Genomic DNA, 24,373 nt, shown 5'->3' with positions numbered 1-24,373 from the left:
TGCGTTTGTGGGCGCACTGGGGCGAATCGGGATGTGAGCGCGCCCAGGGCGGCAGGAAGGGGTCAGCCGAGGCGCTTGTCGACGTAGCACCAGCGCCAGCCCTCGCCGGGCTCGAACGAGCGCATGACTGGGTGCCCGGTGTTGCGGAAGTGGCGGTCGGCGTGCAGCCCGACCGAGGAGTCGCAACAGCCGACGTTGCCGCAGGTGAGGCACAGGCGCAGGTGCACCGGCACGGTGCCCTCCCGGGCGCAGTCCGGGCATCCCTCGGGGGTCAGCGGATCGACGGCGACGGGTGCCTCTTGCAGGTGGTCGCAGTCGAAGGTGCGCGATTCAGGGGTGAGCAGCAACTCCCGGCGCACCTGCTGGGTACGGTCCTCCACCACCGCGATGGTCGACTCCTCGACGTCCAGGTAGCGCATCGCCTCGTCGAGCACCTCGTGGTCCATCACGCCCTTGTCCCTCATGTGCAGCACCTTGGCGCGTTCGGACTGCAGCATCTGCATCCGCAGCCGTCGGTAGGTCTGCGTCGGCGTCTCCACCTGCAGCCCGCCGCCGAGTCGCTCCCACACCAGGTTCGCCCGTCGGTCGCCCTGCTGCCGCAACTGCCGGACGATCTCCTCGGGCAGGTCGTCCTCCTCCTGCATGATCTCGCCGAGGCGGGACCTGCCCGCGGTCACCGCCGCCTGCACCAGTTGCGCCTGCTGCAGTGCGTCCTCGCGTGGATCCGGAGCGTGCAGGCCGAGCCGACCCGCGACCCAGCCGAGCGAGAACCCCTGCAGCAGAAGGGTGCCCACGGTCACGACGAGTGCGATGAAGATGATGGCGTCGCGCTCAGGGGTGTTCTCGGGTAGCAGGAACGCCGCGGCGATCGTCACCACCCCGCGCATACCGGCCCACGACGCGACCAGCGCCTCCCGCCGGGTCAGCTGCGGCTGCTCGAAGTCGATGAAGCGGTTGACGAACTGCCAGATCGCCAGGTAGATCGGGCGCAGCGCGATCACGGTGACCAGCACGACGAGGCTGATCAGCACCACCTTGGTCGCGCCGAGACGGGAGTTGGTGATGCCGTCGACGATCGAGTACACCTGCAGGCCGATCAGCAGGAAGACCGTGTTCTCCAGCATGAAGGTGATGGAGGCCCAGTTCGTCCGCTCCGAGACCCGCGACTGGGCGGTCTGGATCAGCGGCGCTTCGTGGGCGAGTAGCAGGCCTGCGATCACGACGGCGACGACGCCGGACGCGTCGATCCTCTCCGCGGGCAGATAGGCGACCCACGGGGTGAGGAACGAGAGCGCGACGCTGGTGATCGTGTCCTGGATGTGCTTGCGGACCTCGGCGATGACCCGATAGGCGACGTAGCCGATCAGTACGCCGCCGACGGCGGCGACGATGACATCCCACGTCACGCCGTACCAGGTCAGCGTCGCGCCGCCGATGAGCACCTTGGCGATGTTGACCGTGCTCAATGCGGTGGCGTCGTTCAGCAGCGACTCGCCCTCGAGGATGAGCACGACCCGCCGGGGCAGGCCGATCCGCCGGGCGATCGCCGTCGCCGCGACGGCGTCCGGGGGCGCCACGATCGCGCCGAGCGCCAGCGCGGCGGCGAACGGCACGTCCAGCAGTTTCCAGGCGATGAGGGCGACACCGAACGCGGTGAAGAGCACCAGCAGGATCGACAGTCCCAGGATCTGGCGCTTGTCCCTGCCGATGTCGACCAGCGAGGTGCTCGACGCGGCCGCGAACAGCAGCGGCGGCAGGAATCCGAAGAGGATCAGATCCGGGTCGATGTGGATCGGGTCGACGCCGGGCAGGAGCGAGTAGGCCGCGCCGACTGCCACCAGCAGCAGCGGAGCCGACGTGCCGATCCGGCGGGCGACGGTGGCGACGACCACGACGGTGATCGCCACGAAGAAGACGGCGAAGGCGACATGCACCCCGTAAGTCTGTCAGGGGCGCGGTAGCGACGTGGGTACGCCGGAGACCTCAGGAGGTCGTGCGCGCGGTCTCCGGTCCGCCGAGGGTGCCGAGCACCGCCTGCCGCAGCGTGTCCAGCCCGACGCCGCCGATGTCTAGCGCGCGACGGTGGAACGCCTTGAGGTCGAACGCCGCACCCTCGCGATCCTGCGCCTGCTCCCGTAGCTGCATCCAGATGCGCTCGCCGATCTTGTAGGACGGAGCCTGCCCGGGCCAGCCGAGATAGCGGTCCAGCTCGAAGCGCAGGAACCCCTCGGCCATGTCGCAGTGAGCGGTGAGGAACGTCCACGCCTTGTCGTAGGTCCAGTCACCCCCGCCGACCTCGGCCGGTGCCGGGAAACCGCAGTGCACGCCGATGTCGAGGACGACGCGGGCCGCGCGCATCGACTGCGCGTCGTACATACCCATCAGCGTGCCCGGATCGTCGAGGTGGCCCAACTCCTGCATGAGCCGCTCGGCGTAGAGGGCCCAGCCCTCGCCGTGCCCGGAGGTCCACGCGTCCATCCGGCGCCAGGAGTTGAGCAGGCCCGAGCGGTACATGGTCTGCGCGACCTGCAGGTGGTGACCCGGGACGCCCTCGTGGTAGACGGTCGTCAGCTCACGCCAGGTGCCGAACTGCTCGACGCCCTTGGGCACCGACCACCACATCCGGCCCGGCCGGGAGAAGTCCTCGCTCGGACCGGTGTAGTAGATGCCACCGGACTGGGTGGGCGCGATCATGCACTCGATGCGCTGCACCGGCTCCGGGATGTCGAAGTGGGTGCCGCCGAGATCGGCGATGGCGCGGTCGGCCTTGTCCTGCATCCAGTTCCGCAGCTCGGCGGTGCCGTGCAGCTGGTAGGCCGGGTCGGCGTCGAGTGCCGCCATGGCCTCCTTGACCCCGGCGCCCGGCGTGATCCGCTCGGCGACCTTGCGCATCTCGCCCGTGATCCGCGCCAGCTCCTCCTGGCCCCACGCGTAGGTCTCCTCCAGGTCGACCGTGGTCCCGAGGAAGTGCCGCGAGTGCAGCGGATAGAGGTCGCGGCCGCAGGCGTCCGCCTCGGGAGCCCGCGGCAGGATCTCCTCCTTGAGCCGCTCTCCCACGGCGACGTACGCCCGCGCGGCCTCGCCGATCTGGTCGGCGATGGCCGGATGCTCGGCGGCGTACGTCGTGAAGTAACCGTCCGCCGCGGTGTGGTCCTGGGTCTGCTGGATGCACGCGAGCACCTGACGGCGCGGCGCCACCATGCCGCGGTCGGCCGCCGCGTGCAGCGACTCCAGCCACTGGTCGAGCGCTCGCGGCATCGCGCTCATGCGGGCGCCGATCGTCGCGAGATCCTCGGCGGTGTCGGTGCTCATCAGGTCGATGACGTCGCGCATCTCCTGCATCGGCGAGGCGATGACGTTGAGGGACATCAGGGGTGTGCCGGCCTCGAACTCCTCCACCACCAGCTCCAACCGCTCGGTCATCGCGGCGATGGTGACCTGGTCGACGTCGTCGGTCGCGGTCGCCCCGCCGAGCGCCGCCAGCGTGCGGCGTGCCTGGTCGGCGACCTCGGCACGACCGCCGGGGGAGAAGTCGTCGAGCCGGTCGTCGTAACCGGGGACGCCGAGCTCGGTGGCGAGGATCGGGCTGAGCCGCATGGACGCGTCGTGGTGGGCCTCCGCGATCGCGTCGACGGGCGTGGGCGTGCGGGTGGTCGTGTCCTCGCTCATCCCGCCAAGCTATCGCGCACCGCCGACGGCGTCCCCGGCCGGACCGTTCCGCTGCGGCTCAGGCGCGCGGCAGCGCCGAGCCCTTCCAGCCGCCGCCCCCGCGGCCGGTCCATCGGGATCGCGCGGGGGCCGCCGGGGGAGCGGCAGCGCCGGCGGCAGCCAGCACCGCGATGACCGCGGCGATCTCCTCGGCCGTCGCATCACCCGAGATGACCTGCAGGGTGGGCGCTTTCGCCGTCTGGTCGTCGCTCATAGCGGGATGTTGCCGTGCTTCTTCGGCGGCAGGGTCTCCCGCTTCGTGCGCAGGGTGCGCAGCGCGCGGGTGACGTAGCTGCGCGTGTAGCTGGGCGGGATGACGGAGTCAACGTAGCCGCGCTCCGCGGCGAGGTAGGGGTTCGCCAGCGCGTCCTCGTACTGCTGGATCAGCTCCTGGCGGGTGGCCTCGACGGCGGCCGGGTCGTCCGGATTCGCCTCGCTCGCCGCCTTGATCTGCTTGCGGTAGAGGATGTTGGCGGCACCCTGCGCACCCATCACCGCGATCTGCGCCGTCGGCCAGGCGAGGTTGACGTCGGCGCCCAGGTGCTTGGAGCCCATCACGTCGTACGCGCCGCCGTAGGCCTTGCGGGTGATGACGGTGACGAGCGGGACGGTGGCCTCGGCGTACGCGTAGAGCAGTTTGGCGCCGCGACGGATGATGCCGCCCCATTCCTGGTCGGTGCCGGGCAGGAAGCCGGGCACGTCGACGAACGTCAGCACCGGCACGTTAAACGCGTCGCAGGTGCGCACGAAGCGCGCGGCCTTCTCGGAGGAATTGATGTCGAGGGTGCCGGCGAGCTGCAGCGGCTGGTTGGCCACCACGCCGACCGGATGGCCCTCGACACGCCCGAAGCCGGTGAGGATGTTCGGCGCGAACAGCGCCGAGGTCTCCAGGAACTCGCCGTCGTCGAGGACGTGCTCGATGACGGTGTGGATGTCGTAGGGCATGTTCGCCGAGTCGGGGATGAGCGTGTCGAGCTCGCGGTCGAAGTCGTCGATCTCCAGGTCGGGCGTCGCGTCGAAGACGACCGGCTCGTCCATGTTGTTCGACGGCAGGAAGGACAACAGCTCCTTCACGTAGGAGATCGCGTCCTCCTCGTCCGAGGCCATGTAGTGCGCGACACCCGAGCGGGTGTTGTGGCTGCGCGCGCCGCCGAGCTCCTCCATGCCGACGTCCTCGCCGGTCACCGTCTTGATGACGTCCGGTCCGGTCACGAACATGTGCGAGGTCTGGTCGACCATCACCGTGAAGTCGGTGATCGCGGGGGAGTAGACGGCGCCGCCGGCGCACGGGCCCATGACCAGGGAGATCTGCGGTACGACGCCCGAGGAGTGCACGTTGCGCCGGAAGATCTCGGCGTAGAGGCCGAGGGCGACCACGCCCTCCTGGATGCGGGCACCGCCGGAGTCGTTGATGCCGACGACCGGGCAGCCGATCTTGGCGGCCAGGTCCATGACCTTGACGATCTTCTCGCCGAAGACCTCGCCGAGGGATCCGCCGAACACCGTGAAGTCCTGGGAGAAGACGCACACCGGGCGGCCGTCGACGGTGCCGTGGCCGGTGACCACGCCGTCGCCGTACGGGCGGTTCTTCTCCTGCCCGAAGCTGGTCGACCGGTGCCGCGCCAGCTCGTCGAGCTCGATGAACGAGCCCTCGTCCATCAGCAGCTCGATGCGTTCGCGGGCGGTCAGTTTGCCCTTCGCGTGCTGTTTCTCCACGGCGCGCGCCGACCCCGCGTGCACGGCCTCGTCGTTGCGCTGATACAGGTCGGCGAGGCGCCCTGCAGTCGTGTGCAGATCGGGCTGATCGTGCTGGGAGGTTTCTCGGACGCTGGCCCCATCGGTCATGCGACCAGACTCTAGCCTTGTGGCCGTGAGCCACGATCTGCGAGCCGACGTGCTCCGTGACGCCCTGGCGGCCACGGTGTGGCGTGAGGTCGCCGTGCACGACGAGGTGGGCTCGACCAACGACCTGCTGCTGGCCGATCCGCGGCCCTGGCGGGTCGTCACCGCCGATCACCAGAGCAGCGGCCGTGGCCGGCTCGATCGCTCTTGGGAGGCGCCGCCCGGCACCTCCATCGCGCTGTCCTGCACCCTGCCCCTGCCGGCGGACCAGGCCCGCTGGGGGTGGGTTCCGCTGCTCGTGGGCGTGGCGGTACGCCGCGCCGTCGCCGAGCTGACCGGCGTACAGCTCGCCCTCAAGTGGCCCAACGACCTGCTCGCGCTGACGTCCGAGGACGCCGAATGGCGCAAGGTCGCGGGCATCCTGTGCACGGTGGCCGGGGGTGAGGCACCCGTCGTCGTGGTGGGGATCGGGCTCAACGTCCACCAGAGCGCCGACCAGCTGCCGACCGACGTGTCGACGTCGCTGCGCGAGTGCGGTGCCGACGTCGTGCGCGAGGACCTGATCGAGTGCATCCTGCGCGAGCTGCTGATGATCCAGCGGCAGTGGGCGACCTCGGCCGCCGACGACGACTACCGCGCCGCGTGCATCACCGTCGGACAGCGAGTGCGGCTGCAGACCGGCGCCGAGCGCCATCTGACCGGTGACGCCGTCGGGGTCGATGCCGCGGGTCGGCTGCTGATCACCACGCAGGGGCAGACCACGGCGTACGCCGCCGGCGACGTCGTGCACGTGCGGCCCACCGACGACGCGCCCAGCTCGGAGCCCGAGCCACCGGCCGTCCTCTCGCCGGCCGGCGAGCTGGATCCCGCGGAGTTCGTCGACGCCATCGAGGCCCGCCTCATGGGCCACCCGCGCTCGATGCGCCGCAGCGAGATCAGTCGTGCCTCGGGGATCTCGCAGGACCAGACCGCGACGATGTGGCGTTCGCTGGGCTTCGCCCGCGCCCGGGACGACGAGGTCTTCTTCGGCGAGGCCGACCTGGAGGCGCTGCGCCGGTTCGACGGCCTGGTGCAGGACGGTCTGCTCGACCGCACGACCGGGCTGGCGCTCGCGCGGGCCGTCGGACGATCCACCGACCGGATGGCGATGTGGTCGCTGCAGCTGATCGCCGACATGGTGAGCGGCGACCGCGGCGGTGTCGACAGCGACGTCGCGCAGCGCACGGCGGCGCTCACCGTCGAGCTCGCGGAGCGGATGTCGCCGCTGGTGGACTACGTCTGGCGTCGCAACCTGTCGGTGGCGATCTCGCGGATGATCGCCGACTCCGAGCCGGAGTCGCACATCGGGATCGTGCGCACCGTCGGATTCGCCGACCTGGTCAACTTCACCCAGCTCGTCCGCCGGCTGAGCGAGCGGGAGCTGGCGCAGTTGGTGCTGCGCTTCGAGTCGCTGGCCTCGGACATCGTCGGCGCGCACGGCGGGGCGATCGTGAAGACGGTGGGCGACGAGGTGCTCTTCACCCACACCGCGGTCGAGGGCGCCGTCGACATCGCCTTCGACCTGCGGGCCGCCGCGGAGGCCGACGATCTGGTGCCCACGATGCGCGTGGGAATGGCGCGCGGCCGGGTGCTCGCGCGCCTCGGCGACGTCTACGGCACCACGGTCAACCGGGCGAGCAGGCTGACCGGTGCTGCCAAGCCTGGCAAGATCATGGTCGATCAAGAGGTCATGGACGGCCTGCCCGACGGAGCCGCGGTGCGCGTGCGGCGCCGTAAGCGGGTCGACCTGGCCGGCATCGGTGCCACCGATGCCTTCGTCATCGAGCGACCTTCGCAGTGAACGCAGAAGGCGCAGATAGGCTCACTACATGACCAAGGTCCTACTGGCCGAGGACGATCCCACGATCTCCGATCCCCTGGCGCGAGCCCTGCGCCGCGAGGGGTACGACGTCATGGTGCGTGCCGATGGAGTGTCCGCGCTCGCCGCGGCGTCGACCGGCCCCGATCTGGTGATCCTCGACCTCGGCCTGCCCCAGATGGACGGGCTGGAGGTCTGTCGGCGGATCCGATCGACCGGGATCGTGGTGCCGGTCCTCATCCTCACCGCCCGCGCCGACGAGGTCGACACGGTCGTCGGACTGGATGCCGGTGCGGACGACTACGTCACCAAGCCGTTCCGGCTGGCCGAGCTGCTGGCACGGGCGCGGGCGCTGCTGCGCCGTTCCAGCTCCGACGAGGGGCAGGGCGCGCGGGTGCGCATCGACGCCGCCGGCCGACGCGCGTTCAGCGGCGACCGCGAACTGCAGCTGACCGCCAAGGAGTTCGACCTGCTGCGGGTCCTGGTGCGCGAGGGCGGCAAGGTCGTCTCCCGCGAGGACCTGATGCGCGAGGTCTGGAACACCGTATGGGTGGGATCGACCAAGACCCTCGACATGCACGTCTCGGTCCTGCGCCGCAAGCTGGGCGACGACGCGACCGACCCCCGGTTCATCACCACCGTGAGGGGCGTGGGTTTCCGTTTCGAGACCGACGACGGCGATTTCTAGGTGACGCTGCAGAACCGCCTCGTCGGCGTCATCGTCCTTGCGGTCGCCATCCCCGTGGTGGTCGTCGCCGCCGTCGCCGCGATCGCGGCATCCACCTGGTGGATCTCCCTGCTGGTGATGGGGGTCGCCCTGGTGCTCGGTGTCGGCTCGGTGCTGTTGTCCGCGTCGCGGATCGAGTCGGTCGTCGACCCTGTGCGGGAGTTGGCCGACCGTGCCGACCGACTCGCGGACGGCCCGATCTCCTTCACCCCGCTGCGGACCGGGATGGACGAGGTCGACCGGATCGCGGCCTTCTACGAGATGCGCTCCACCGAGCTCACCCGAATGCTCGCGGCGGAGCGGGAGTTCGCATCGGACGCCAGCCACCAACTGCGTACGCCGCTCACCGCGCTGCTGATGCGGCTGGAGGAGATCTCCTCGGCCGACGACCTCGATGCGGCCCAGGAAGAGGCGCAGATCGGGATCGCCCAGGTCGAGCGACTCACTCAGGTGGTCGACGAACTGCTCGCCCGGTCCCGCGGCACGGTCGACGCGCCGAGCAACATCTCCCTCGACTCGGTCATCGCGGCGCTGCAGCTGGAGTGGCAGCCGGCGTTCGAGACCGCGCGGCGCAGCGTGCTCGTGAGCGGTGAGCGCGGGCTGCACGTGTCGGCGACCCGCGTGGGTCTGGCGCAGATCCTCGCGACCCTGCTGGAGAACGCCCTGATCCACGGCGCGGGCACCGTCGAGGTGCGAGCCCGCCGCAGCGGACCGTCGGTCGTGGTGGAGATGAGCGACATGGGTGCCGGGGTCGACCCCAACCTGGCACCGCACATCTTCGAACGACGGGTCACCACGGGCGGGACCGGGCTGGGCCTGGCCCTCGCGCGCGACCTCGCCGAGGTGAGCGGCGGCCGACTGGAGCTGCGGAACGCTCAGCCGGCGGTCTTCGCGCTCTTCCTGTCGGCGGCGACGTCGGACTGAGCGGCGTCGCCCGGCGCGGCCGGGCCGTCGTACTGCTCGTCACCGGTGTCCCCGGGCAGGTCGGCCACGTCCGGCTCGTGGGCGAAGACGAACCTGCGGTAGGCCCAGAATCGGAAGAGCGTGCCGAAACCGATGCCGATGAACGCCGCGACGTTGAGCTCGAGCCTGCCGTGCACATGGAAGGCGTAGTGCGCGAGCGCCACCCAGCCGGCGGAGACGGCCAGCGCGATCCCGTTGACCACGAAGAACAGGACGACCTCGTGGTGCACCGGACGGTTGCGCCGGTGCCGGAAGGTCCAGTAGCGGTTGCCCAGCCACGCGAAGACGGTGGCGACGGCGCCGCTGACCAGCTTGGCGGTGGTGATCTTGTGCTCCATCGCGCCGCTCACCAGCAGGTTGAAGCCGCCGAGGTCGATGACGAACGAGATGAGGCCGATGACGCCGAACTTCGCCAGTTCGCGCCAGAGGACGTCGAGAGTGAGGCGTAGGCGTTGCAGCACCAGGGAAGGGTAAGCCCGTCGGCTGCGATCGTTACAGTGACGGCGTGGATCGACCCCTTCCTGCCCCCGGTGGTTTCCCGATCGTCGGCATCGTCGGCGGCGGCCAACTCGCCCGCATGTGCGCCGGACCCGCGGTGGAACTCGGCATCACCTTGTCGGTGCTCGCCGAGTCGACGCAGGCCGCGGCGGCGTTCGCGATCCCGTCGGCGCCCGTCGGCGCGGCGGACGACCTCGAGGCGGTGCGCGCGTTCGCCCGTGAGTGCGACGTCGTGACGTTCGATCACGAGCAGGTGCCGCAGGATGTGCTGGCCGCGCTGGTGGCCGACGGCGTCACCGTGCACCCGTCGCCGGAGGCTCTGGTGCACGCCCAGGACAAGCTGGTCATGCGGAACCGCCTGTCGCGGATGGGGATTCCATGCCCCGCGTGGGCGCAGGTCGACGACGCTGCCGCGTTGCGCGCGTTCGGCGAGGCCCACGGGTGGCCGGTCGTGCTGAAGACGCCGCGTGGCGGGTACGACGGCAAGGGCGTGCGCGTCGTACGGACCGCTGAGGAAGCTGCCGACTGGTTCGCACACGGCGAGCCCCTGCTGGCCGAGGAGAGCGTCGACTTCGTCCGGGAGCTGGCGGTGCAGGTCGCGCGCAGCCCGTCCGGGCAGGCGTCCGTCTGGCCGATCGTGCACACCGTGCAGACCGACGGCATCTGCACCTCGGTGGTTGCGCCGGCGGCCGACCTCGACGAGGAGCTCGCGGGGGAGCTCGCGGCGACCGGCCTGCGGATCGCCGGTGAGCTGGGGGTGACGGGTGTGATGGCCGTCGAGGTCTTCGAGCTCGCGGCGGGTGACGGGCCGGCGTACGTCGTCAACGAACTCGCCATGCGGCCGCACAACAGCGGGCACTGGACCCAGGACGGCAGCGTCACCAGCCAGTTCGAGCAGCACCTGCGCGCGGTGCTCGACCTGCCGCTCGGTGCGGTGACGCCGCGGTCGCCGTGGACCGTGATGACCAACGTGCTCGGCGGGGATCCGGAGCGGCACGGGCAGCTCTATCCGACGTACAAGCACCTGATGGCGCGCGATCCCGCGCTGCGCATCCACCTCTACGGCAAGAGCGTGCGCCCCGGCCGCAAGATCGGGCACGTCAACACCTACGGCACGGATCTCGCGGAGGTGACCGCCCGTGGGCGGCACGCCGCCGACTACCTGCAGGGAGTGATCGACGAATGAGCGCTGTGGTCGGTGTAGTGATGGGCAGCGACTCGGACTGGCCGGTGATGAGCGCGGCCGCCGAGGTGCTCGCCGACTTCGGCGTGGACTACGAGGCCGACGTCGTCTCGGCCCACCGGATGCCGCACGAGATGGTGGCGTACGGCGAGCGGGCGGCCGGTCGCGGGCTGCGGGCGATCATCGCCGGTGCCGGGGGAGCGGCGCACCTGCCGGGGATGCTGGCCTCCGTCACGACGCTCCCGGTGATCGGCGTGCCGGTGCCGCTGAAGTACCTCGACGGGATGGACTCGCTGCTCTCGATCGTGCAGATGCCTGCCGGGGTGCCGGTCGCGACGGTCTCGATCGGGGGCGCGCGCAACGCCGGGCTGCTGGCGCTGCGCATCCTGGCGGCCGGGGAGGGCGCCGAGGCTGATCGGCTGCGCGCCGCGATGGCGGACTTCCAGGCGGACCTGAAGACCCAGGCGCAGGACAAGGGCGCAGCCCTCCGGTCGCGCCTGGCCGACGTTACTGACGAGTAGGATGGGCACCGTGAGCGGCACCAAGGATTTCGACCTCTTCCGGATCAACGAGGACCACGAGGCACTGCGCGAGGCGGTGCGCGACATCGCGGACGACAAGATCGCGCCGTACGCGGCCGAGGTCGACGCGGAGTCGCGCTTCCCGCACGAGGCGTTGAAGGCGCTCGTCGCCTCCGACTTGCACGCGCCGCACATCGGTGAGGAGTACGGCGGTGCCGGCGCCGATGCGCTCGCGACCTGCATCGTCATCGAGGAGGTCGCTCGGGCGTGCGCGTCGTCCTCGCTGATCCCCGCGGTGAACAAGCTGGGCTCGATGCCGATCATCCTCGGCGCCTCGGACGAGGTGAAGAAGAAATATCTGCCGCGGATCGCCTCCGGCGACGCGATGATCTCCTACGGCCTGTCCGAGCGCGAGGCCGGCTCGGACACCGCCTCGATGCGCTGCAAGGCCATCGCCGACGGCGACACGTTCGTGCTCAACGGGCAGAAGTCCTGGATCACCAACGCCGGTGAGTCCCAGCTCTACACCGTGCTCGCCGTCACCGACCCCGACGGCGAACGCGGTCGCAACATCTCGGCGTTCGTGGTGGAGAAGGACGACGAGGGCTTCGACTTCGGGGCCAAGGAGCGCAAGCTCGGGATCAAGGGCTCTCCCACCCGCGAACTGCACTTCGACGACGTACGCATCCCTGCCGACCGGATGATCGGCGCGCCCGGTGAGGGCCTCAAGATCGCGCTGCGCACGCTGGACCACACCCGCGTGACCATCGGCGCGCAGGCGGTCGGCATCGCGCAGGGTGCCTTGGACTACGCCCTCGGGTACGTCAAGGAGCGCAAGCAGTTCGGCAAGGCCCTCGCGGAGTTCCAGGGCCTGCAGTTCATGCTCGCCGACATGGCGATGAAGCTGGAGGCGGCGCGGCAGATGGTCTACGTCGCCGCCGCGAAGTCCGAGCGTGGCGACGACGACCTGTCCTTCTTCGGTGCGGCCGCCAAGTGCTACGCCTCCGACGTCGCGATGGAGGTGACCACCGACGCCGTACAGCTGCTCGGCGGCGCCGGTTACGTGCAGGACCACCCGGTCGAGCGGATGATGCGCGACGCGAAGATCACCCAGATCTACGAGGGCACCAACCAGATCCAGCGCATGGTGATGGCGCGTCAGCTCCTCAAGCGCTGACCGCTCGCGGTCAGAGTCGCCGCGCGCTCTATAGGGCGCGCGGCGACTCCAGCGTCCGTCACCGCTGCGGGTCGCCCGACCATCCGCCCCGGTGCAGCGCCGCCTTCACCTGCTCGGCGAACTCGGTCGGCGCGACGCGCAACCCGAGCACGGGTATCCGCAGCACCGTCACGCCGTCGTTGCGGACCACGTTATCCCGCAGGGCGTCCTCGACGACCGCGTGACCCACGGTGTGCTGGAATCCGTCGACTTCGACGGCGAGGCCGTACGCGTCCCAGAAGGCGTCGAGGTAGATGCGTCCGGTATGACCGCGCCGCATCGCCTGCCGGAGGGGCTCGGGGATGCCGTGAGTGCGGCACACCTTCGCGAAGTCGATCTCGCAGAGGGCCTGGGCGCCGCCTGTCACGTCGGCCACGACCCCGCGGATGAGGTGGATTCGGGGAAGGGCCGGTGATCGGGTGAGGAGCGCCTGCAGGCGCGGTCCGGTGGTGATGCGTTGCTGGACCGCCATCGCGAGCAGCGTGGTCGCGGCCCGATCGCTCCCGGCCCACGCGGCTGCGTGCAGGGCGGCCCACTCCGGCGTGGTGCGTACGGGTTCACCGGTGATGTCGACCGTGTGCCGGGTCTTGTGGACCGTCACCCCGACGACCGGGGTGATGTGTGTGCCTTCGGGCACGCTGACATGGACGGTGGCCTCCTCCCAGTGGCGCAGGCCGGCGGCCAGCAGGGCGCTCACGCCGTCGAGCCGCGCAGAGCCTCGCACCTCCCAGACCGCTCGCCACCAGTCGGCCGCCGAACCACCTGGCTGCACCTGGACGGTCTGATGACCCCGCAGGATCCAGCGTCCCGCCTGAACCTCGTGGCGGATGTCATCCCGAGTGACGCCGCGTCGGCGTAACTGCTCCCGGTGACAGACGCCGTCGTGGTCGGTTGCCAGGGAGGCGGCGACCTGTGTTCGGAAGGCACGACGGGAGGTGCCGGGCGCAGGGAGGGGGTCACGAGTGATGGTCACCGGCGGATCGTCCGCCGGCCCACCCGTTCGCGCGAGCTTTCTGGGGGAGGGTGTGGACGGCCGCCAGGGGTGTGGACAGGCGGGCGGAGTCGCGGCGCGCCGTATAGAGCGCGCGGCGACCCTGAGGTCGCGGGGGGCTAGGGGGCGACGTCGGGGGAGCGGTCGTGGTTGAGCGCGTCGAACAGGGCCGCTGCCTTGGTCTTGTCCCAGAGCACCGCTTCGCCCGCGGAGGTCGGATAGGCGGCGTTCGCGATCGGCACCTGCACCGAGTTGCCGCCGTTGCCGATCTTCTTCAGCGTCCAGAGGATGCGCAGCGCGGTCCAGGAGTGCATGCCGTTCTCGACCGCCAGGCCCTGGGCGCCGGACTCGCCGACGTTCTTCAGCCGCCACGGGACCAGCAGGTTGCCCGGCGAGGCGACCTTCTTGGTGAGGGCCGCGAGGAACTCCCGCTGCCGCTTCACGCGGGCCAGGTCGCTGGTGGCGTCGACGTGGCGTGAACGGACGTAGCCGAGCGCGTTCGCGCCACTCAGGTTCTGGCATCCGGCGGGCAGGTTGATGTGCGCGTACGTGTCGTCCATGGCCTTCGGCAGGCACATCCGCACGCCGCCCACGGAGTCGACGATCCCGGCGAACCCGCCGAAGCCGATCTCCATGTAGTGCTCGATGCGCAGACCGGTGACGTTCTCGACGGTCTGCACGAGGACCTGGGGGCCGTAGGAGAACGCCGCGTTGATCTTGTTCGCCCGGTGCCCGGGGATCTGCACGTAGGTGTCGCGCGGGATGCTGACCAGCGTCGGTTCGCCGCTGTCGGGCATGTGCAGCACCATGATCGAGTCGGTGCGGGAACCGGTGATGTTCGAGCCGCCGGTGCGCAGGGCCTTGGCCTGCGCCGAGGTGAGCCCGGCGCGGCTGTCGGAGCCCACCAGCAGCACGTTGGTGCCCTTGCCGGCGGCGGGCTGGTCGCCGGTCGGGATGGCGTCCACCCGTGCGACCTTGTGCCACGCGGCGAGCCCGGCCCAGAGCAACAGCCCCGCCCACAGGCCCACGATGACGACGAAGGCGGCCAGCACCCGCGGCCAGCGGCGCCGCCGGCGGGGGGCCCGACCGGCGGGGCGCTGGGGCTGTTCGGGCCGGTTCGGCGGCCGGTCGTACCCACCGCCGTCGTACCCGCGCCCACCGTCGTAGCCGCCGCCGTCGTAGCCGCGCCCGCCGCCATGCGGATCGGCGTACGGGCGACCGGACGCCGGGCGTGCCGCGGGCTGCTGTGCGCCACCGCGCGGACCGGACGGCATCATCCGGGTGGAATCCCCGGCGCCGCCCTGGGGACGCGCGGCAGGACGTGGACGGCGCACCGGGAGCGGCTGGGCGATGGTCTCGTCGCCACCCCGGCGGCCTCCCCGGCCACGGGGATCCATGCGGTACTGATCGTCGTCCGTCATCGGCAAAGGGTAACCGGGCCACCTTGGTCCGCCGTGTAACCTTTCGCCCGTGCAACCTGTGGATTCCCCGTCATTTCAGGGAATTTCAGTCGTGATGCCGATCCTGAACGAGGAACGTCACCTGGCCGAGTCGGTCGGCGCGATCCTGGAGCAGGACTGGGACGGCCCCCTGGAGGTCGTCCTGGCGCTCGGCCCGTCGCAGGACCGCACCGACGAGGTCGCCGCGCGACTGCAGGCAGCGGACGCCCGGGTGCGGACCGTCGCCAACCCCACCGGACGCACCCCCGACGCGCTCAACGCGGCCATCGGCGCCGCGTCCTACGACGTGGTGGCCCGGGTCGACGGGCACGGGATCCTGTCGCCCGGTTACCTCAAGACAGCCGCGGTGACCCTGCAGGACACCGGTGCCGCCAACGTGGGCGGGATCATGGACGCCGAGGGCACCACCGACTTCGAGCGCGCCGTCGCGGTCGCGATGAAGAGCAAGATCGGCGTCGGTGGCGTCAAGTTCAAGCAGGGCGGCGCCGCGGGGCCGGCCGACACCGTCTACCTCGGGGTCTTCCGGGGTGACTGGCTGCGCAAGGTCGGCGGCTACGACCGGCGCTACATCCGCGCGCAGGACTGGGAGATGAACTTCCGCATCCGACGGCAGGGCGGCGTGGTGTGGTTCACCCCCGACCTGCGCGTCACCTACCGGCCGCGGGGCAGCTTCCGGGCCCTGTCGCGGCAGTACCGCGAGTACGGCCGCTGGCGCAGGGTCGTCGCGCGGGAGCACCAGGGCTCGATCAACGCCCGCTACCTCGCGCCCCCGGTCGCGCTCGCGGCCATCGCGATCGGTACGGTCGGCGGCCTGGTGTGGCGTCCGCTGTGGGTCATCCCCGCGGCGTACGCCGGTGGCGTCACCGTCGGCGGCCTCGCGATCTCCCGCGGTTCGGCGCGCGCTGTCCGGGTACTGGTGCCCGGTGTGCTCGCCACCGTGCACTTGTCCTGGGGGTGGGGTTTCCTCACCAGCAGGGTGCGGCTTACCGACGACGTCCAGCGGATGTCCAGCAACACCCCGGTAGCCTGACTCCCAGCAATCAGCCGGTCCTTCCGGACAGACAGATCAGCAAAGGAACTCATGTCGTTCGCGCAACGCCTCCAGCGCATCGTCGATCACCGCGCGGTGCTCTGGACGCTGGTCAAGCGGGACCTGCGGATCCGTTATGCGCGCAGCGCGCTCGGCTACCTCTGGACCTTGATCGACCCGCTGTCGATGACGCTGGTGTACTGGTTCGTATTCGGGGTGATCTACCAGATCGGTAACAACCCGCGCCAGGAGGGACGTAGCGACCACATCCCGTTCGTGCTCTTCATGGTCTCCGGTGTGCTCGCCTGGAACTGGTTCAGCAACTCGGTCAACGAGACGGCGCGCGCTCTGTACGCCGAGCGGCTGCTGGTGCGATCGACCAACCTGCCGCGCGAGCTGTGGGTCATCCGGGTCGTGCTGTCCAAGGGCATCGAGCACCTGCTGTCGCTGCCGATCCTGATCGCGTTCATGCTGTATTTCCGCTACGTCGATCACGCGGTCATCCTCAACTGGAAGCTCGTGTTCTGGCTGCCCGCGCTGGTGCTGGAGCTGGTCCTGTGCATCGGAATTGGCCTCGTCATGGCCCCGGTGACCGCCCTCGTCGACGACTTCGTGCGTATCGTGCGGATCGTGCTGCGGATCGGCTTCTACTTCACGCCGATCGTGTACTCCCTGAACTACCTGCACCAACGCGGCAACAGCGATCCGTCGCTGAAGATCATCGCCCGGATCCTGGAATTCAATCCGCTCTCGGCGGTCAACGACCTCTATCGGGAAGGGATGCTGGTGCGAGAGACACCCCCGTACCACATCTGGCTCTACGGCACCGTCATCAGTGTGGCGTGGCTGATCCTCGGCATGTGGGTCTTCCGCCGTCTCGAAAAACCCATCCTGAAGGAGATCTGAGGTGTCCCTTCCCTCTGCCGAGAAGGTCAAGTGGAAGTCGTCGGTGGGCGAGCCCGTCATCACCGTCGACAACCTGGGCATCGAGTTCCTGACCGGACGCAAGCGCAATCTGTCGATGCGGGAGATCGTCTTCCAACGGCGCACGAGCCACAAGAAGGAGACGTTCTGGGCACTGAAGAACATCTCCTTCCAGGTGGGCCGCGGTGAGGCGGTCGGGCTGGTCGGCAGCAACGGTGGCGGCAAGTCGACCCTGCTGAAGATGATCGCCGGCACGCTGCTGCCCGACGAAGGCGACGTCAACGTCCGCGACGGTGTCGCGCCGTTGATCGAGTTGACCGGCGGTTTCATCGGCGAACTGTCGGCGCGGGAGAACATCTACCTCACCGGCGGCCTGCACGGCATGAGCAAGGATGAGATCGACGAGCGCTTCGACGACATCGTCGACTTCGCCGGGCCCAAGGTCCGGTCGGGCCTCGACCTGCCCTACCGGCACTTCTCCTCCGGTATGCAGGTGCGGCTCGGTTTCGCCGTGATCACGTGTCTCGACGAGCCGATCATCCTGGTCGACGAGGTGCTGGCCGTCGGAGACGCCGCCTTCCGCGACAAGTGCTACCAACGGATGGAGGGTCTGCTCGAACAGGGACGCACCCTCTTCCTCGTGTCCCACTCGGAGGGAGACCTGCTGCGCTTCTGCACCCGCGGCATCTACCTGAAGGAGGGCCACATGGTCGCGGACGGGTCGATGGAGGAGATTATGCAGCAGTACATGGAGGACCTCCTCGGGGTGCCGTGGATCCCGCCGGCCGAGCGCAACGCGGTGGACGCGCTCTACAACCGGCGCGACCGCGAGGCCCCCGGCTACAAGGCCGACTGAGCCTCAGGCGCGGGCGAGCGGGGCCGCGGTCGCGGCGCGTACGTCGTCCTCGCTCACCCCCGGCGCGAGTTCGATCAGCACGAGCCCACCCGGCGTCACGTCGATGACCGCGAGGTCGGTGATGATGCGTTGCACCACGCCCTTGCCGGTAAGGGGCAGCGTGCATTCGGGCAGGATCTTCGGCGACCCGTCGCGGGCCACGTGCTCCATCAGGACGATGACCTTCTTGGCCCCGTGTACCAGGTCCATGGCGCCGCCCATGCCCTTCACCATCTTGCCGGGGATCATCCAGTTGGCGATGTCTCCGGCCGCGGAGACCTGCATGGCGCCGAGGATCGCCGCGTCGACCTTGCCGCCGCGGATCATCCCGAAGCTGGTCGCGGAGTCGAAGATGGACGCGCCGCGCCGCAGCGTGATCGTCTCCTTGCCGGCGTTGATCAGGTCCGGGTCCTCCTGCCCGGCGACGGGATAGGCACCGACGCCGAGGACGCCGTTCTCGGACTGGAGCACCAGCTCGGTGTGGTCGTCGACGTAGTTGGGCACCAGGGTGGGCAGCCCGATCCCGAGGTTGACGTAGTCGCCGTCGGACAGCTCGCGGGCGGCGCGCGCGGCCATCTGCTCGCGGGTGAGTGCCATCAGCGACCTGCCTCCTGGACCGTGCGCTTCTCGATGCGTTTGTCGTCCGCCTGCTCGGGCGTGAGCGCGAGGACGCGGTGCACGTAGATGCCGGGCAGGTGCACGTCGTCCGGGGCGATCTCGCCTGGCTCGACCAGCTCCTCCACCTCGGCGATCGTGTGCCGGCCGGCCATCGCGGCCAGCGGGTTGAAGTTGCGGGCGCTCTCGTGGAAGACGAGGTTGCCGTGCCGGTCGCCGCGCCGCGCGCGCACCAGGGCCACGTCGGTGACGATCGCCTCCTCGAGCACGAACGTGCGGGATTCGCCGTCGACCTCGAAATGCCGGGTCTCCTTCGGCGGTGACGCGACCGCGATGTTGCCCTCGGCGTCGTACCGCCACGGCATGCCGCCGTCGGCGACCTGGGTGCCGACTCCGGTCGCGGTGTAGAACGCCGGGATCCCCGCGCCACCCGCGCGCAGCTTCTCCGCGAGCGTGCCCTGGGGGGTGAGCTCGACCTCCAGCTCGCCTTCGAGGTACTGCCGGGCGAACTCCTTGTTCTCTCCGACGTACGACGCCGTCATCCGTCGGATCCGCTTCTCCCGCAACAGGATGCCCAACCCCCAGTCGTCGACTCCGCAGTTGTTGGAGACGACCGACAGATCGGTCACGCCCTTCGCGAGCAGTTCGGCGATGAGCACACTGGGGATCCCGCAGAGCCCGAATCCGCCGACGGCGATCGAACTCCCGCTGACCACGCCGTCGACGGCGCGCGCGGCTGAGGAGACGACTTTGTCCATTCGCCGGACCTTACCGGTCGCCCTCGCCGGGGTAGACGACTCCCACGTCGGCGCGTGCCCGATCCAGCAACGTCATCACCCGCAGGGTGGCCGAGGGCGGCAGCAGCGGCGACTCGCTCGCACCGTCGGCGACCAGGTGGGCGAGGTGCGCGGCCTCGTAGGCCATGGCCTGGTGGCCGCGGATGCGCCCGCCGTCGTACGACGCGCGGTCGCCGTCGCGGGAGATCAGCGTGATCCGGGTCGGCAAGTAGAAGTCGGGCTCCAGTTCGACCCGGGCCAGGATGCCGCTGATCGAGGCGGTGGTCGGCGTACGTGCCGCCAGGGTGGTGCTGAGGGCGGCGTACGCCGCGCCGCTGCGCAGCGTCATCGTGACCTGCCGGTCGACGCCGGTGTCGGTGAGGTCGCCGGTCGCGGTCAGCTCGCGCTCCACGCCGGGCAGCGCGAAGTCGGCGAACGAGAGAGGGTAGACACCCAGGTCGAGCAGGGCCCCACCGGCGAGCTCGGGCGCGTAGAGCCGGTGCGTGGGGTCGGGTGCGAACCACTGGCCGTGGTCGGCCAGCACCGTCCGCACCTCACCCAGGGCGCCGTCCTCCAGCAGTTGCCGGATGACATCGGAGCCGGGGAGGAAACGGGTCCACATGGCCTCCAGTGCGATCAGATTCGCCGCGCGGGCGGTGTCGAGCACGTCCCGCGCCTGCGCGGCGTCGCGGGTGAAGGCCTTCTCGACCAGCACATGCTTGCCGGCGCGCAGAGCAGCCATCGCGTCCGCGTGGTGCTGGGAGTGCGGTGAGGCGATGTAGACGATGTCGATCGAGTCGTCGGCCAGCATCGCGTCGAGACCCTCGTGAGCGCGCGGGATCTCCCAGGCGGCCGCGAAGCGGTCGGCGGACGCCTGCGACCGGGAGCTGACGGCCACGATCTCCTGGCGGGTGTGCCGACGCAGCGTGTCTGCCATCGACGCGGCGATACCGCCGGTGGAGCTGATGCCCCATCGCAGCGTGGGGGCCTCGGACGGCTCGGGAGTGCGGGGTGCGGGCAGGGACGGTGTGCTCATGGGTGGGCCTCGGCTCCTTCGGTGGCCAGACGTCGGTCGACGTCCTCGGGTCGTACGTCGCGCAGGAGGAGCACCGAGCCATCGTCGGCCCAGACCGCCAGCGCGTCGCGCAGGGCGTCACCGAGGTCGCCGGTGACCAGCACCCGTGGGCGCAGCGCACCCCCGACGGTGACCAGATCGGCATACGACGTGTCGTCCAGCGCGGGGTCGGCGTCGGCGGGGGCGCGGTAGGCGACGAAGACGTCGCCGTACGAGGACAGCTCTCGTGCCTCGTCGATGCCGCCGGCGGGTACGTCGGCCGTGGCCTGCCGCGCCAGCGCCGCCAGGGTGACGATGATCTGGGTGTCACCGGACGCGACGGCCGCCTGCGCCACGGCGACGTCGCTCGGCCCGTCGGTGGTGATGACGTGCGCCCCCACGGACCACGCGGCGAGGGCCCAGTAGTAGGTGCGCCAGTGGTCGGCCGGAAGGTGCAGTGCCACGGTCGCGCCCGGGCCGGCGTCCAGCTCGTCCTGCAGCAGGTTCGCCGCTTTGGAGACCCAGTTGACGAGCACCTTGCCCGACAGCTCGATGCGCTCCCCGGTGCCGTCGTCGTAACAGGTGATCCGGGGTGACGTGGGGTCCGACCGCAACAGGCCGGCGAGGACGTCGCCGGGGGTCATGCCGCCCACATCCGCTCGTCGACCTGCAGGATCTCGCCGAGCGACAACGGTTTCCGTGCCGACAGGTCGAGGTTGCGGCGAAGCTGCGCGCGGTCGAGCGAGCCGACGGCGACCGCGGAGACCTCGGGGTGGCCGAGTGCGTACGCCATCAGCAGGTCATCGGCACCGTCTCGACCGAGTTCATCGGCCAGGGCTGCGATGCGCGGATCGGCGACCAGCCGCCCACCGGCGTAGATGCTGCGGGCCAGCAGCTCGACGCGTGCCCTACGGGCGGTCGTCCGCAGATCCTCCGGCAGCGGCGACTCAGGACTCAGGGGCACCTCGAGAAGACCGATTCCTCTCAAGGACAGAGCTTCTCGACCTTCCTCTGCCGAGCCGACACTCACGCCGATCGCGGCGACGGTGCCCTCGTCGCGGTAGCGAGTGAGGCGCGCCCAGACCTGGGGCCCGGCGTCGACCAGGCCGTCGACCACGACCGCGGAGGCCGTGCGCCGACCGATGGTCGCGAACGAGCGCTCCAGTCCGGCCTCGGCCGCCGCGGCGCCCCCACCTTCGAGCGGGTGCAACCTGCTGATCACCTTCATCCGTTGCACCAGCTGAGGATCGGCGCAAGCGCGCAGCACGGCCTCGGCGGCGCCGTCGGCGCGTCCGACCTCCACGTGGGTGACGCCTCGGGCCACCGCGTCCGACAGCATCACCCGGGTCTCGGGCGCCGACGACTCGGCCAACCGGCTTCCGCCATAGACGAACGAACTCAGGCCGAGAGCTGAATCGCGCTCTGGGACACTGACTCCCGCGGCGCGGACCTCCTGCGCCAGGAGCTCCATGAGCTGGGTCCACGGGGCTGCGACCGGATCGTCCACCTGGGCGAAGAGGCGGCTGGCCCGGTCGAAGTCGTCCAGCGTGTCCACCGTGCATCGGAAGCGTTTCGGATCACCAGGGTTGGCCACGGGAGCGAAGAGCAGCTCACCGAGGTGGCGGCGCAACCAGGGCGTCACGTGTTCACGGTCGTACGGGTCCTGTGTCGCCTCGGCGGCGCGGCGCAGGTCGCGCACCAGGAATCCCTCGGCACCCAGACCCTCGGGGACCACGTCGATGTCGACGCGGCCGTACGCGTCCCCGGACGCGTCCATCGCGGTCAGCAGCTCGTCGATGACGTCGGCGTCCATCACGGGGTTGTCGCCGGTCAGGCGCACCACCCGGTCGTCCGGGTCGAGGTCGGCGGTGGCGTGCACGAACCTCCCCAGCACGTCGTCGAGTTCGCCGCGCATCACCGGGACCCCGACGGCCTTCAGGTGCTCGGAGATCCGGGTGTCGTAGTGCTCGTCGCTGGTGGCGACCACGACCTCGTGACCACTGCGACTGGCCCGCCGCGCGACCAGCTCGACCAGAGGCATCCCACCGATGGTCATCAGGGCCTTGCCGGGCAGTCGCGAGGAATTGAGGCGCGACTGGACGACCACTCTGGTGCGGGTCACGGGGAGCCTTCCGGTGCAGGGGAGTATGACGAGTAGACGCTGGTCCGAGGCTAACGCGCCGGGCGCAGCAGGTAGATCCACACGGTGCCGTCGCTGAAGACGGGGCGTGCCAGGATCCGCAGGGACGCCGACACCGGCCCGGCGGAGGTGTCGGCGAAGAGCACCCGCACCCCGTCGGCGTACAACCGGGCGAGCAGGGCGGGGGTCGGCGCGATGAACGCGCTGTCGTTGCGACGCAACCGCGCCGGGTCGAAGAACGCGGTGTGCGTGTAGTTGATGTGACGGCCGGGGTGGTTGCTCGCGGCGGCCGCCGCCTGGTCGGTGTAGCCCCACGACTCCACGTACGCCTGGCGCTCGCCGAGCCCGGTGACCCAGAACGCCCGCGCGTCGCAGGCCGTTCGGGTCGGCCCGCTCAGGCAGTGCACGTCGGTCGCGACCAGGTCGCGCGCGGGCGTGTGCGTCCTCAGCCAGGTGGTGCCCGCGATCTCGGCTGCGGACAGCCGTGCGGACGACGCGGGCGATGTCGCGGCGCCGGCGCCGGCGCGAGCCGCGTCCACCGTGCTCGGCACGAGGATCGCCGCGAGGAGCGCGATGGCGACCACCCCGAGGCGGCGTGGCGAACGGCGTACGACGAGGAGGCAGGCCAGCGCGCCGGCCGCGAGCACCAGCAGGGCGACGGCGAGCGGCAGCGTGCCCACGTGGGCTCCCCGGTGACGCCCCGCCACGGCCGCGACCACGGCCACCAGCGCCCACGCGGCCAGGCCGGCGACGGCCGAGAGGGCGATCGAGACCGCGCCCGGGGCGGTCCGCCGCAGCACATGGGTCGCGCCCCAGGAGGTGAGCACCGCCACGAGCGGGAGCACGCCGCGCATGAAGTACAGCTGCGACCCGCCGGGGTGGTGCACCAGCATGAGCCCGGCGGAACCGGCCGCGCAGCTCGCCGCGAGCAGCACCGCGCCAGGGTCCCGGCGCAGCGGCCAGGCGAGGAGCACGCCGCTGAACTGGATGAGCACCACGGCCGACAGGAGAACCGCGAGCACGCGCAGGTCCAGACCGGTGACGACGTGCGGGTGCGCGTGGTGCTGCGCGATCGCCCGTTTGAGGGCGGTCAGCTCATCGGCACCGGTCAGCAGTCCCGGCGTCGAGCCCGCGCTGCCGCCGGCCAGGAACCGCGAGGCGGGCAGCAGCACCACGAGCAGCACGGCGGCGAGCATCAGCGTCGGTCCGTGGACGGCACGCTCGCGCCACCATCGGATCGCCCCCGTCAGCAGTGCGGCCGCGAGGACGGTGGGCAGGATGGAGGACTTCGCGCCCGCGGCTAGTGCGGCGAAGAGGGCCAGCAGCACCCATTCGCCGACTGGAACGGCGCGCATGCCGGGCGAGCGGACGAGGTGCACCGAGGTGCCCAGCAGTGCCAACAGGACGGGCAGTCCGAAGACCTGGGAGGGGGACAGGGGCAGGAGTGCGTCCGTCGCGAGGGCGGGCACCCAGGTCACGGGTGTCAGCGCGGAGGGGACGACCAGCAGCGCCACGGCCAGAAGGCCCGCCCGCGGCGAGCGGGCGAGGCGGGCCGTCAACAGGTAGGTCAGCAGGAGCGTGGCGGCGTACACCGGCAGGTACCAGAGCCGGGCCGCCACCTCGAGGACGTCGACCCGCGCTACGAGCGCGTCGGCGGCCATCTGCGCGTTGGCGAACCAGTGGTAGAGCAGTGGCTGGCCGCTGACCTGCGGTACTTGCGGGGAGCGTGGTGCATCGCCTCCGCGCTGATGGACAGGTGCCAGTACAGATCGGGGTACCACCGTCCGGTGGACGGCGGAAGGGGGTGTGCCGCAGCACGGTGGCCCAGAGGCGCAGCAGCGCGAGCAGGTACGCCGCGCAGAGGGCCCAGGCGGCGCCGGTCGGCATGCGTTCGGCGTACGCGGGACCGCGCAGCCGTGCGCGGAGCCGCGGCACCAGGGCGGCGGCGGCGAGCAGTGGCAGTGGATAGAGG

22 protein-coding genes are annotated in these 24,373 nt (G+C 70.6%); 9 read left to right on the top strand and 13 right to left on the bottom strand.

The window, feature by feature from the left end:
• Positions 1-62: 62 nt before the first annotated feature.
• From LVQ62_RS16445 to LVQ62_RS16430, 4 genes are read right to left on the bottom strand one after another with little or no spacing between them, the layout of a single operon-like run.
• Positions 63-1,934: a Na+/H+ antiporter gene (locus LVQ62_RS16445; RefSeq protein ID WP_233763216.1), complete on the bottom strand. Its 1,872-nt coding sequence runs from the start codon at positions 1,932-1,934 to the stop codon at positions 63-65.
• Positions 1,935-1,983: 49 nt separating this feature from the next.
• The gene (locus LVQ62_RS16440) at positions 1,984-3,669 is read right to left on the bottom strand and encodes a DUF885 domain-containing protein (protein WP_233763215.1); all 1,686 of its coding nucleotides are present in this window, start codon (positions 3,667-3,669) and stop codon (positions 1,984-1,986) included.
• Between the two features lie 58 nt (positions 3,670-3,727).
• A complete protein-coding gene (locus tag LVQ62_RS16435) occupies positions 3,728-3,922 on the bottom strand; it encodes an acyl-CoA carboxylase epsilon subunit (RefSeq protein WP_179479471.1) in 195 nt (64 codons plus the stop codon).
• A complete protein-coding gene (locus tag LVQ62_RS16430) occupies positions 3,919-5,553 on the bottom strand; it encodes an acyl-CoA carboxylase subunit beta (protein WP_233763214.1) in 1,635 nt (544 codons plus the stop codon). The genes LVQ62_RS16435 and LVQ62_RS16430 overlap by 4 nt, the downstream gene beginning before the upstream one ends.
• 25 nt (positions 5,554-5,578) lie before the next feature.
• Between LVQ62_RS16430 and LVQ62_RS16425 the strand changes: the two genes are divergently transcribed.
• From LVQ62_RS16425 to LVQ62_RS16415, 3 genes are read left to right on the top strand one after another with little or no spacing between them, the layout of a single operon-like run.
• Positions 5,579-7,390: a biotin--[acetyl-CoA-carboxylase] ligase gene (locus LVQ62_RS16425; protein WP_233763212.1), complete on the top strand. Its 1,812-nt coding sequence runs from the start codon at positions 5,579-5,581 to the stop codon at positions 7,388-7,390.
• Between the two features lie 28 nt (positions 7,391-7,418).
• Entirely contained in the window at positions 7,419-8,096 is a 678-nt protein-coding gene (locus LVQ62_RS16420; RefSeq protein WP_179479477.1) for a response regulator transcription factor, read from the top strand.
• Complete coding sequence (locus LVQ62_RS16415) at positions 8,097-9,059, top strand: sensor histidine kinase KdpD (protein ID WP_233763210.1); 963 nt, start codon at positions 8,097-8,099, stop codon at positions 9,057-9,059.
• Here LVQ62_RS16415 and LVQ62_RS16410 read toward each other — a convergent pair.
• A complete protein-coding gene (locus LVQ62_RS16410) occupies positions 9,011-9,559 on the bottom strand; it encodes a GtrA family protein (RefSeq protein WP_233763208.1) in 549 nt (182 codons plus the stop codon). The two genes, LVQ62_RS16415 and LVQ62_RS16410, sit on opposite strands and share 49 nt — an antisense overlap.
• A gap of 44 nt (positions 9,560-9,603) precedes the next feature.
• Here LVQ62_RS16410 and LVQ62_RS16405 point away from each other — a divergent pair, with 44 nt between their 5' ends.
• The 3 genes from LVQ62_RS16405 to LVQ62_RS16395 are packed head-to-tail and all read left to right on the top strand — an operon-like array spanning position 9,604 to position 12,477.
• Positions 9,604-10,782, top strand: a complete 1,179-nt coding sequence (locus tag LVQ62_RS16405) for a 5-(carboxyamino)imidazole ribonucleotide synthase (RefSeq protein ID WP_233763206.1) — start codon at positions 9,604-9,606, stop codon at positions 10,780-10,782.
• Positions 10,779-11,300 carry a 5-(carboxyamino)imidazole ribonucleotide mutase gene (gene purE, locus LVQ62_RS16400; protein WP_208051278.1) on the top strand — a complete coding sequence of 174 codons (522 nt, stop codon included), beginning with the start codon at positions 10,779-10,781 and terminating at the stop codon, positions 11,298-11,300. The genes LVQ62_RS16405 and purE overlap by 4 nt, the downstream gene beginning before the upstream one ends.
• A gap of 1 nt (position 11,301) precedes the next feature.
• Positions 11,302-12,477, top strand: coding sequence for an acyl-CoA dehydrogenase family protein (locus LVQ62_RS16395; RefSeq protein ID WP_233763204.1), 1,176 nt, complete (start codon positions 11,302-11,304; stop codon positions 12,475-12,477).
• A 58-nt stretch (positions 12,478-12,535) separates the two neighbouring features.
• Here LVQ62_RS16395 and LVQ62_RS16390 read toward each other — a convergent pair whose 3' ends face one another.
• Positions 12,536-13,489, bottom strand: coding sequence for an endonuclease domain-containing protein (locus tag LVQ62_RS16390; protein WP_233763202.1), 954 nt, complete (start codon positions 13,487-13,489; stop codon positions 12,536-12,538).
• A 137-nt stretch (positions 13,490-13,626) separates the two neighbouring features.
• Entirely contained in the window at positions 13,627-14,928 is a 1,302-nt protein-coding gene (locus tag LVQ62_RS16385; protein ID WP_233763200.1) for an LCP family protein, read from the bottom strand.
• A gap of 94 nt (positions 14,929-15,022) precedes the next feature.
• Here LVQ62_RS16385 and LVQ62_RS16380 point away from each other — a divergent pair, with 94 nt between their 5' ends.
• Genes LVQ62_RS16380 through LVQ62_RS16370 form a run of 3 tightly spaced genes read left to right on the top strand, consistent with a single transcriptional unit; the run spans position 15,023 to position 17,777 of the window.
• Positions 15,023-15,997, top strand: a complete 975-nt coding sequence (locus tag LVQ62_RS16380; protein ID WP_233763198.1) for a glycosyltransferase family 2 protein — start codon at positions 15,023-15,025, stop codon at positions 15,995-15,997.
• A gap of 51 nt (positions 15,998-16,048) precedes the next feature.
• The gene (locus LVQ62_RS16375) at positions 16,049-16,903 is read left to right on the top strand and encodes an ABC transporter permease (protein ID WP_179479489.1); all 855 of its coding nucleotides are present in this window, start codon (positions 16,049-16,051) and stop codon (positions 16,901-16,903) included.
• Between the two features lies 1 nt (position 16,904).
• Positions 16,905-17,777 carry an ABC transporter ATP-binding protein gene (locus LVQ62_RS16370; RefSeq protein ID WP_233763196.1) on the top strand — a complete coding sequence of 291 codons (873 nt, stop codon included), beginning with the start codon at positions 16,905-16,907 and terminating at the stop codon, positions 17,775-17,777.
• A 3-nt stretch (positions 17,778-17,780) separates the two neighbouring features.
• Here the strand turns inward: LVQ62_RS16370 and LVQ62_RS16365 are convergent, their stop codons facing one another.
• Genes LVQ62_RS16365 through LVQ62_RS16340 form a run of 6 tightly spaced genes read right to left on the bottom strand, consistent with a single transcriptional unit; the run spans position 17,781 to position 24,062 of the window.
• On the bottom strand, positions 17,781-18,413 hold the full coding sequence (locus LVQ62_RS16365) for a 3-oxoacid CoA-transferase subunit B (RefSeq protein WP_233763195.1): 633 nt from the start codon (positions 18,411-18,413) through the stop codon (positions 17,781-17,783).
• Positions 18,413-19,189, bottom strand: a complete 777-nt coding sequence (locus tag LVQ62_RS16360; RefSeq protein WP_179479493.1) for a CoA transferase subunit A — start codon at positions 19,187-19,189, stop codon at positions 18,413-18,415. The genes LVQ62_RS16365 and LVQ62_RS16360 overlap by 1 nt, the downstream gene beginning before the upstream one ends.
• A gap of 10 nt (positions 19,190-19,199) precedes the next feature.
• Positions 19,200-20,243 (bottom strand): Gfo/Idh/MocA family protein, encoded by a 1,044-nt coding sequence (locus tag LVQ62_RS16355; protein WP_233763193.1) that lies wholly within the window; start codon positions 20,241-20,243, stop codon positions 19,200-19,202.
• The gene (locus LVQ62_RS16350) at positions 20,240-20,905 is read right to left on the bottom strand and encodes a TIGR03089 family protein (protein ID WP_233763191.1); all 666 of its coding nucleotides are present in this window, start codon (positions 20,903-20,905) and stop codon (positions 20,240-20,242) included. Before LVQ62_RS16350 ends, LVQ62_RS16355 begins: the two co-directional genes overlap by 4 nt.
• Complete coding sequence (locus LVQ62_RS16345; protein ID WP_233763189.1) at positions 20,902-22,383, bottom strand: aldo/keto reductase; 1,482 nt, start codon at positions 22,381-22,383, stop codon at positions 20,902-20,904. Before LVQ62_RS16345 ends, LVQ62_RS16350 begins: the two co-directional genes overlap by 4 nt.
• Before the next feature lie 50 nt (positions 22,384-22,433).
• Positions 22,434-24,062: a hypothetical protein gene (locus LVQ62_RS16340; RefSeq protein WP_233763188.1), complete on the bottom strand. Its 1,629-nt coding sequence runs from the start codon at positions 24,060-24,062 to the stop codon at positions 22,434-22,436.
• Positions 24,063-24,373: the final 311 nt, after the last annotated feature.

Source organism: Allobranchiibius sp. GilTou73 (genome assembly GCF_021391335.1).
GTDB classification, from domain to species: Bacteria; Actinomycetota; Actinomycetes; order Actinomycetales; family Dermatophilaceae; genus Allobranchiibius; species Allobranchiibius huperziae.
The sequence above is the reverse complement of the archived record's forward strand: the minus strand, read 5'-3'. Positions and strand labels throughout refer to the sequence as shown.